This is a genomic window from Thermohalobaculum sp. (genome assembly GCF_058622915.1).
This window is the reverse complement of the sequence record NZ_JBZSYN010000165.1, coordinates 19,918-28,399: the sequence shown is the minus strand read 5'-3', so window position 1 is coordinate 28,399 and position 8,482 is coordinate 19,918. Positions and strand designations below refer to the sequence as shown.

Below are 8,482 nucleotides of genomic sequence, written 5' to 3'. Positions count from 1 at the left end.
GCGCCGAGGCCGGGGTGCCGGACTTCCTGGCGCTGTGGTCGGGCCAGGCGGCGGGGCTGAGCCGCGAGCTGGCGGCGGGCGAGCTGCTCGAGAAGCTGGTCGAGGAGACCCGGGCGGCGCTGGGGCGCATGGCCGGCTGAGGCCGGCGCTGCCCCGCCCGGGGGCGCGGGCGCGCCGTCACAGACGCTTCATCCACGCGTCGGCCTGGCGCTCGGCCTCCTCGCGGGCGACGCCGTACTTCTCCTGGATCAAGCCGGCGAGCGTCTCGCGGCTGCCGTCGATGCGGTCGATCTCGTCGTCGGTGAGCTTGCCCCACTTCTCCCTGGCGCGGCCCTTGAGCTGGTGCCAGCTGCCCTTGATCTGGTCCCAATTCATTGCGTGTTCCTTCCGTGCCGAGGTCTGGTCGGTGGCGGCCGAAGCGCGCAGATGCGCCCGGGCCCTGACCAGCACAAACGCGCCGCCGGGCGGAGCGTTCCGGGCCTCTGGGGCTCTGGCCAAGCGGCCCGCGAGGCGCTAGAGGGGCGGAGACCGAGGTGAGGGACCGACGCATGACCGCCCATCCCAGCATCCGCCCGCGGCCCGGCGTGCTCGACATCGACCCCTATGTCGGGGGCGAGAGCAGCGTGCCCGGCGCCAACCGGATCATCAAGCTGAGCTCGAACGAGAACCCGCTGGGGCCGAGCCCGAAGGCGGTCGAGGCCTATGTCGCGGGGGCGGGGGCGCTGGCGCTCTACCCCGATGGCGGCCACGCGCGGCTGCGCCGGGCGATCGCCGAGCTGCACGGCATCGAGGCGGAGCGCATCGTGTGCGGCGCGGGCTCGGACGAGCTGATCTCGCTTCTGTGCCGCGCCTATGCCGGGCCGGGCGACGAGGTGCTGCACTCGGCGCACGGATTCCTGATGTACCGGCTGTCGGCGCTGGCCTCGGGCGCGACGCCGGTGGCGGTGCCCGAGCGCGAGCTGACGGCGGACGTCGACGCCATGACGGCGCGGCTGAGCGAGCGCACGCGGCTGGTGTTCCTGGCCAACCCGAACAACCCGACCGGCACCATGGTCGAGGCGGCGGCGCTGGAGCGGCTGGCGGGCGCCCTGCCCGCCCCGGCGCTTCTGGTGATCGACGCGGCCTATGCCGAATACGTGCGCGGGCCGGGCTATGACGGCGGCATCGCGCTGGTGCGCGGGCGCGAGAACGTGGTGATGACGCGCACCTTCTCGAAGATCTACGGGCTGGCGGCGCTGCGGCTGGGCTGGGCCTACGGTCCGGCGCACGTGATCGACGTCATCAACCGGGTGCGCGGGCCGTTCAACGTGACCGCCCCGGCGCTGGCCTGCGGCGAGGCGGCGCTGCGCGATCGCGCCTATGTCGAGCACTGCGCCGTGACCAACGAGGTGTGGCGCGACTGGCTGGCCAAGGAGGTGCGCGCGGCGGGCTTCGCCGTGGTGCCGAGCCAGGGCAACTTCCTGCTGGTCCAGGCCGGCGGGCGCACCGCCCAGGCGGATGCCTTCCTCAAGCGGCGCGGGCTGATCGTGCGGCGCATGGAGGCCTATGGCCTGCCCGGGCACCTGCGCGTGACCGTGGGCGACGAGGCCGCCTGCCGCGCGGTCGCCGAGGCGATGCGCGACTTCGGGGCCGCGCCGTGAGCGCGCCGATGTTCGAGCGCCTGGCGCTGATCGGGCTGGGGCTGATCGGCTCGTCCATCGCCTGGGCGGCGCGGCGCGGCGGGCTGGCGGGCGAGATCGTCGGCCATGCGCGCAGCCCCGCGACGCGCGAGACGGCGGCGAGGCTGGGCTTTTGCGACCGGGTGGCGGAGACCGCGCGCGAGGCGGCGGACGGGGCCGACCTGGTGATCCTGTGCGTCCCCGTGGGCGCCTGCGGGCCGGTGGCCGGCGAGATCGCGCCGGAGCTGAAGGCGGGCGCCATCCTCTCCGACGTCGGCTCGGTCAAGGGCGCAGTGATCGAGGCGGTCGGCCCGCAGGTGCCCCAGGGCGTGCATTTCGTGCCCGCGCACCCGATCGCCGGCACCGAGCAGTCGGGGCCCGAGTCGGGCTTCGCCGAGCTGTTCGAGGACCGTTGGCTGATCCTGACGCCCCCGCCCGAGACGGAGGCGCAGGCGGTGGCGCGGCTGCGCGCCTTCTGGGAGGCGACCGGGGCCAAGGTCGACCTGATGGAGCCGGCGCATCACGACCTGGTGCTGGCGGTGACCAGCCACGTGCCGCACGCCATCGCCTACACCATGGTGGGCGTGGCCGAACACCTGCGCCGGGTGACCGAGAGCGAGGTGATCAAGTTCTCGGCCGCGGGCTTTCGCGACTTCACCCGCATCGCCGCCTCGGACCCGGTGATGTGGCGCGACGTGTTCCTCAACAACCGCGAGGCGACGCTGGACGTGCTGGGCCGCTTCGCCGAGGAGCTGTTCGTGCTGCAGCGCGCCATCCGCATGGGCGACGGCGCCTTCCTCGAGGGCTATTTCACGCAGACCCGCGCCGTGCGCCGCGGCATCATCGAGGCCGGCCAGGACATCCCCGCGCCGGACTTCGGCCGGTCGCTGGGACGCCGGAAAGAGCCCGGCGAATGACGCTGGTGCCGGGCGTCGCGCCGGCCGCGGCACCGGACCCGCGTCCGCACCGCGCCCCCGGGGCGGCGCGCCCCGCTGCCACCGGGCGCCGGCATCACTCGCAGCGCGAGTGGCCGCAGTCGAGGCAGACCTCGCAGCCCTCGCGCATCACTGTGTTGTAGCTGCCGCAGGCGCGGCAGGTGGCCGGCGCGGGGCCGCTCTCGCCCACCGCGAGCGCCCGGGTCGCGGGGTCGGCAGCGAGCCCGGTGCCCTCGGACTCTATGAAGCCTATCTCGACCAGGTGGCGCTCGATCACGCCGCCGATGGCGGCCAGGATCGAGGGCACGTAGCGGCCCTTCATCCAGGCGCCGCCGCGCGGGTCGAACACGGCCTTGAGCTCCTCGACCACGAAGCTCACGTCGCCGCCCCTGCGGAACACCGCCGAGATCATGCGCGTCAGCGCCACGGTCCAGGCGTAGTGCTCCATGTTCTTGGAGTTGATGAAGATCTCGAACGGGCGGCGGCGCCCGTTCGCGATCACGTCGTTCATGGTGATGTAGATGGCGTGCGGGCTGTCGGGCCAGCGGAGCTTGTAGGTGACGCCGGCGAGCGTCTCGGGCCGCTCCAGCGGCTCGGCGATCCAGACCACGTCGCCGGGGTGATCGGGCGCCTCGGCGGTGGCGGGAAGGCTCTCGACCTTCTCGCCCGCGGCGGCCTTGAGCACCGACCCCGTGACCTCGTTCGGGCGGTAGGTGGTGCAGCCCTTGCAGCCCCGGCGGTAGGCCTCGGCGTAGACGTCCTTGAAGGCATCGAAGGCGATGTCGGCGGGGCAGTTGATGGTCTTGGAGATCGAGCTGTCGACGAATTTCTGCGCCTCGGCCTGCATCGCCACGTGGTCGAGGGGGCCGAGCGACTGGGCGTCGACGAAGTGCCGGGGGAACGGCGCGTCGGCGCCGAACTTCTCGCGGAAGGCGGCGACCGCGTGGTCCACCACCTCCTCCTCGGTGCGCGAGCCGTCGGGCATCAGCACGCGGCGGGTGTAGGAGAAGGCGTAGACCGGCTCGATGCCCGAGGAGACGTTGCCCGCGACCAGCGAGATCGTGCCGGTGGGCGCAATCGAGGTGACCAGCGCGTTGCGCATGCCGTGCTCGGCGATGCCGGCGCGGATGTCCTGAGGCAGCGCCTGGACGAATTCGCCGGCGAGGTACTTGTCGCGGTCGAACAGCGGGAAGGCGCCCTTCTCGCGTGCCAGATCGACCGAGGCGCGGTAGGCGGCGTCGCGCAAGGCACGCAGCCAGGCGCCCGTCTGCGCCACGGCCTCGGGCGCGCCGTAGCGCAGGCCGGTCATCATCAGCGCGTCCGCCAGGCCGGTGACACCGAGGCCGATGCGGCGCTTGGCGCGGGCCTCGGCGGCCTGCGCCTCGAGCGGAAAGCGCGAGACCTCGGTGACGTTGTCCATCATGCGCACGGCGGTGGCGGCGAGCCCGGCCAGCTCGGCCTCGTCCACATGGGCGCCGTCCTCGAAGGGCCGGCGCACCAGCGCGGCGAGGTTGATCGAGCCCAGGAGGCAGGCGCCATAGGGCGGCAGCGGCTGCTCGCCGCAGGGGTTGGTGGCGCTGATCGCCTCGGCATAGCCTAGGTTGTTGGCGCGGTTGACCCGGTCGATAAAGATCACGCCCGGCTCGGCATAGTCGTAGGTCGCCCGCATGATTCGGTTCCACAGATCGCGCGCGCGCACGGTGTGGAAGACGCGGCCCTCGAAGCGCAGGTCCCAGGGGCCGTCGCCCTCGACCGCCTCCATGAAGGCGTCGCTCACCAGCACCGAGAGGTTGAACATGCGCAGCCGGCCGGGGTCGCGCTTGGCGTCGACGAAGGCCTCGATGTCGGGATGGTCGCAGCGCATGGTGGCCATCATCGCGCCGCGGCGCGAGCCGGCCGACATGATGGTGCGGCACATGGCGTCCCACACGTCCATGAACGACAGCGGACCCGAGGCGTCCGCCCCGATGCCGGCCACCGGTGCGCCCCTGGGGCGGATGGTGGAGAAGTCGAAGCCGACGCCGCCGCCCTGCTGCATGGTCAGCGCGCCTTCCTTGAGGCTGTGGAAGATGCCATCGAGGCTGTCGGGGATCGCGCCCATGACGAAGCAGTTGAACAGCGTGACCGAGCGCCCGGTGCCGGCGCCGGCGAGGATGCGGCCCGCGGGCAGAAAGCGAAAACCCTCGAGCGCGGCGAGGAACCTGCGCTCCCAGCCGACGCGCACCTTCTTCGGCTCGGCGGCGGCCAGCGCGCGGGCGACCCGGTGCCAGGTGTCCTCGACCGAGCGGTCGAGCGGCGCGCCCTCGGGGCTCTTGAGCCGGTACTTCATGTCCCAGATCTGCTCGGAGATCGGGGCGGAGAATGCGCTCATCGGGGACCTCTGCGGCTGGGCGCGCGGACGCGTGGTGAACAATACATGAACGCTGGGCCCGCGGTCAATTCGCTCCGCGCAGCAATGCAACAGACCGCGCGCCTTGGGCAGCCGGGAGCGCCGGGGCGACATTGCAGCCTTGCCCGCCCCTGCCCCACGACATATGGTCCGCGCTGAGGCAGGAGGGGGCAGGTTGAGCGGGGGATCGGTCCAAAGGCATTGGGCAGGCCGGGGCGCCGTTCTGGCGCTCGCGGTGCTGGGAGTCGTCGCCGTCGCGGGCGCACCCGCGCGCGCCGAGCAGCCCAAGCCGCCGCCGCGGCCCGAGCAGAACCTGTTCGGCATGACCGGGCTGATCGACATGCCCACGGCGGAGGTGCAGCCCGACGCCCAGGTCAGCTTCACCAGCAGCTATTTCGGCGGCTTCCTGCGCAACACCGCCAGCGTCCAGTTCCTGCCCTGGCTGGAGACGGCCTTCCGCTATTCGGTGCTCAATGGCACCGCCTCGCCGGGCCAGACGCTCTATGACCGCAGCTTCGACATCAAGCTGCAGCTCATGCCCGAGGGGCCGGACTGGCCCTCCGTCGCGCTGGGGCTGCAGGACTTTCTCGGCACCGGCATCTATTCGGGCGAGTACGTGGTGGCGACCAAGTCGTTCCTGGGCGGCGACCTGAAGCTGACCGGCGGCCTGGGCTGGGGACGGCTGGCCGGGGACAACTCGATCCACAACCCGTTCTGCACGCTCTCGGCGCGGCTGTGCACGCGCAGCGCCAATACCGGCGTCGGCGGCACGGTGAACCTCGGCCGCTACTTCTCGGGCCAGAACATGAGCGTCTTCGGCGGCGTGTCGTGGCAGACGCCGATCGACGGGCTGCACCTCAAGGCCGAGTACAGCTCGGACGACTACAGCCGCGAGGAAAGCTTCGGCGCGTTCAAGCGCAACATCCCGTTCAACTTCGGCCTGGAGTACCGCCTCACCCAGGGGGTCGATCTCGGCGCCTACTACATGTACGGCAAGGATTTCGGCGTCCGGCTGAGCCTGAGCGGCAACCCGTTCCGCCCGGCCTGGCAGTACGACAACGAGCCGCCGCCGATGCCGGTGCAGCCGCGCCCGCAACCGGGGCCGAAACAGACCGCCGGCCTGTTCGGCAAGGTCGAGAAGCTGTTCAGCGGCAAGCCGGCGACCGGCTCGTTCACCGACGCCGGGATCACGAAGGTGAAGGTGACCACGGTCAAGGGCGTGCGCTGGGCGAGCGCCGAGCTGCCCGCCTCGGCCGACTATGTCTGCCCCGACGACGCGGCCCGCTCGATCGACGCCGAATACGGCATGATCGACGCAGTCAGCTTCCGCCACCCCGACGGCACCGTGGTCTGCACCGTGGCACTGCGCCCCGCGGGCGAGCGGGCGATCCACGCCACCGTGCGCGCGGCGACCAAGTACCCCACCGACTGGTACAAGGACGCGGCGCGCCGGCGCAAGATCGTCGAGGAGCTGGCCAAGGCGCTCGACCCCAAGCGCATCGGCCTGTTCGGCATCGAGATCCGGCCGCATCGCGCCACCGTCTACATCGAGAACCGCCGCTACCATCAGATGCCGCGCGCCATCGGGCGCACGGCGCGGGCCATGACGTCGATCATGCCGCCCTCGGTGTCGCAGTTCGAGATCGTGCCCGTGCAGGGCAGCCTGCCCACCGCAGCCGTGGTGATCCCGCGCGCGGCGCTGGAGGACGACGTGGGGCGCCCCGACGCCACCTGGAAGAGCTGGGTCTCGGCCAGCGTTTCGGACGCGCCGCCGCCCGACTGGAGCAAGGTGGCGGGAACAATGCAGCAGTTCCCGCGCTTCTCGTGGAGCGTCAACCCGGTGACGCCGCTGAACCTGTTCGACCCGGACCAGCCGGTGCGCGCCGACCTTTCCGTCGATCTGGTCGGCAATGTCGAGCTGACCCCGGGGCTGAGCGTCACCGGAGTGATCCGCAAGCGCATCGTCGGCCAGCTCGACCAGATCAAGCGCGGCGCCGGCTCGCAGCTGCCGCATGTGCGCTCGGACCTGGCCAAGTACCTCAAGCAGGGCGACCCCGGCATCTACCAGCTCAACGTCGACTATGTCAGGAAGCTGGGCGAGGGGCTCTACGGGCGGATCTCGGCGGGGTATTTCGAGTGGATGTACGGCGGCATCGGCGCCGAGCTTCTGTGGAAGCCGGCCGACCAGTCCTGGGGCATCGGCGGCAATATCAACTATGTGCGCAAGCGCGACTTCAACGACCTGTTCGGCTTCCAGAACTATGACGTGATCACCGGCCATGCCAGCCTCTACTGGAATACCGGATACTACGGTCTGATGACGCAGATCGACGCCGGGCGCTATCTCGCCGGCGACTGGGGCGGCACCTTCACGCTCAAGCGCCGCTTCTCCAACGGCTGGGAGATCGGCGGCTTCTTCACCCTGACCGACGTGCCGTTCTCGAAGTTCGGCGAGGGCAGCTTCGACAAGGGCATCTTCCTGACCATCCCGTTCAACTGGGCCGGGCCGTTCGCGACGCGCGGACAGTACTCGACGGTGATCAGGCCGCTGACCCGCGACGGCGGCCAGCAGCTGATCCTGCCCCACCCGCTCTACCCCTACGTCGAAGACATGGACCGCGGCGGGATGCGGACCGAGTGGGGAGGGTTCTGGAAATGAGGCCGCGGGTCGCGCTCGCGCGGGGGCGCGTCCGGGGCTCCGTCCGGGGCGCTGTTCGGACCGCCGTTCGGGGGGGCCGGCTTGCCCTGGCGCTGGGCCTGGGGCTTGCGGCCGGCGCCTGCTCGAGCCAGGGCCCGGGCATCTACGAGCGCGTCGGATCCCTGGTCAAGGCCTCCGTCGCGCCGCCGAAGCAGGCGCCGGCGCCAAAGCGCACCCGCGCCGAGCTGAACAAGATCCCGTATGCGACCATCGGCATCTCGTTCGGCGCCGGGTTCGCCTATCTCGTGCCGATCGCGAACAACGGCGGCTATCTGGACTACCGCGACGCCGCGGGCCGCTCGGTCCGAATGCTTGGCGGCGCACTGGACGCCACCGAGGGGGTGGCGCTGGACCTGGCCGCGGTGCGCTTCGCCCAGAACGACCCGATCGCGCACCGGACACCGCTGGCGGACTGGCCCAGGAGCGTGTTCCGCGAGTACCAGTTCCAGCCCAAGACCGGGCAGCAATACGGCATCACGCTGGACTGCGCCTACCAGAGGGTGGCGCGCGAGACCATCGACATCGTCGAGATCAAGTTCGACGTGGTACGCATGAGCGAGGTCTGCACCAACCAGGCCCGGCAGGTCGTCAACACCTACTGGGTCGAGCCGGACAGCGGTTTCATCTGGAAGTCCGAGCAATGGGCCGGGCCGGTGATCGGCAAGGTCACCATCGAGATCATCCGGCCCTTCGCCGGTTGAGCGCGCCGCCGCGTGACGGCGCCGCAAGGCTTGTATCGGCCAGCGCAACAATGCTTTAAAACCAAGCGAGTCGGCGCCGCGGCACCACGTGCGGGGCGCCA

General features: G+C 71.2%; 6 protein-coding genes. 4 read left to right on the top strand and 2 right to left on the bottom strand.

The window, feature by feature from the left end:
• Nucleotides 1–177: 177 nt before the first annotated feature.
• Nucleotides 178–375, bottom strand: coding sequence for a CsbD family protein (locus tag AC32QD_RS12770; RefSeq protein ID WP_492010889.1), 198 nt, complete (start codon nt 373–375; stop codon nt 178–180).
• 173 nt (nt 376–548) lie between these two features.
• On the opposite strand from AC32QD_RS12770, the gene hisC reads away from it, so the two are divergent.
• Nucleotides 549–1,640 (top strand): histidinol-phosphate transaminase, encoded by a 1,092-nt coding sequence (gene hisC, locus AC32QD_RS12765; RefSeq protein ID WP_492010888.1) that lies wholly within the window; start codon nt 549–551, stop codon nt 1,638–1,640.
• Between the two features lie 8 nt (nt 1,641–1,648).
• Nucleotides 1,649–2,575 carry a prephenate/arogenate dehydrogenase family protein gene (locus tag AC32QD_RS12760; RefSeq protein WP_492010887.1) on the top strand — a complete coding sequence of 309 codons (927 nt, stop codon included), beginning with the start codon at nt 1,649–1,651 and terminating at the stop codon, nt 2,573–2,575.
• Between the two features lie 94 nt (nt 2,576–2,669).
• Here the strand turns inward: AC32QD_RS12760 and AC32QD_RS12755 are convergent, their stop codons facing one another.
• Nucleotides 2,670–4,964, bottom strand: a complete 2,295-nt coding sequence (locus tag AC32QD_RS12755) for an adenosylcobalamin-dependent ribonucleoside-diphosphate reductase (RefSeq protein ID WP_492010886.1) — start codon at nt 4,962–4,964, stop codon at nt 2,670–2,672.
• 193 nt (nt 4,965–5,157) lie between these two features.
• Between AC32QD_RS12755 and AC32QD_RS12750 the strand changes: the two genes are divergently transcribed.
• Nucleotides 5,158–7,641: a YjbH domain-containing protein gene (locus AC32QD_RS12750; RefSeq protein ID WP_492010885.1), complete on the top strand. Its 2,484-nt coding sequence runs from the start codon at nt 5,158–5,160 to the stop codon at nt 7,639–7,641.
• Nucleotides 7,638–8,381, top strand: coding sequence for a YjbF family lipoprotein (locus AC32QD_RS12745; protein ID WP_492010884.1), 744 nt, complete (start codon nt 7,638–7,640; stop codon nt 8,379–8,381). Before AC32QD_RS12750 ends, AC32QD_RS12745 begins: the two co-directional genes overlap by 4 nt.
• The last annotated feature ends 101 nt before the right edge of the window (nt 8,382–8,482 follow it).

Excerpts from the sequence above, each read along its gene's own strand:
- AC32QD_RS12770 (WP_492010889.1), bottom strand. The coding sequence starts at position 375 with ATGAATTGGGACCAGATCAAGGGCAGCTGGCACCAGCTCAAGGGCCGC.
- hisC (WP_492010888.1), top strand. The coding sequence starts at position 549 with ATGACCGCCCATCCCAGCATCCGCCCGCGGCCCGGCGTGCTCGACATC.
- AC32QD_RS12760 (WP_492010887.1), top strand. The coding sequence starts at position 1,649 with ATGTTCGAGCGCCTGGCGCTGATCGGGCTGGGGCTGATCGGCTCGTCC.
- AC32QD_RS12755 (WP_492010886.1), bottom strand. The coding sequence starts at position 4,964 with ATGAGCGCATTCTCCGCCCCGATCTCCGAGCAGATCTGGGACATGAAG.
- AC32QD_RS12745 (WP_492010884.1), top strand. The coding sequence starts at position 7,638 with ATGAGGCCGCGGGTCGCGCTCGCGCGGGGGCGCGTCCGGGGCTCCGTC.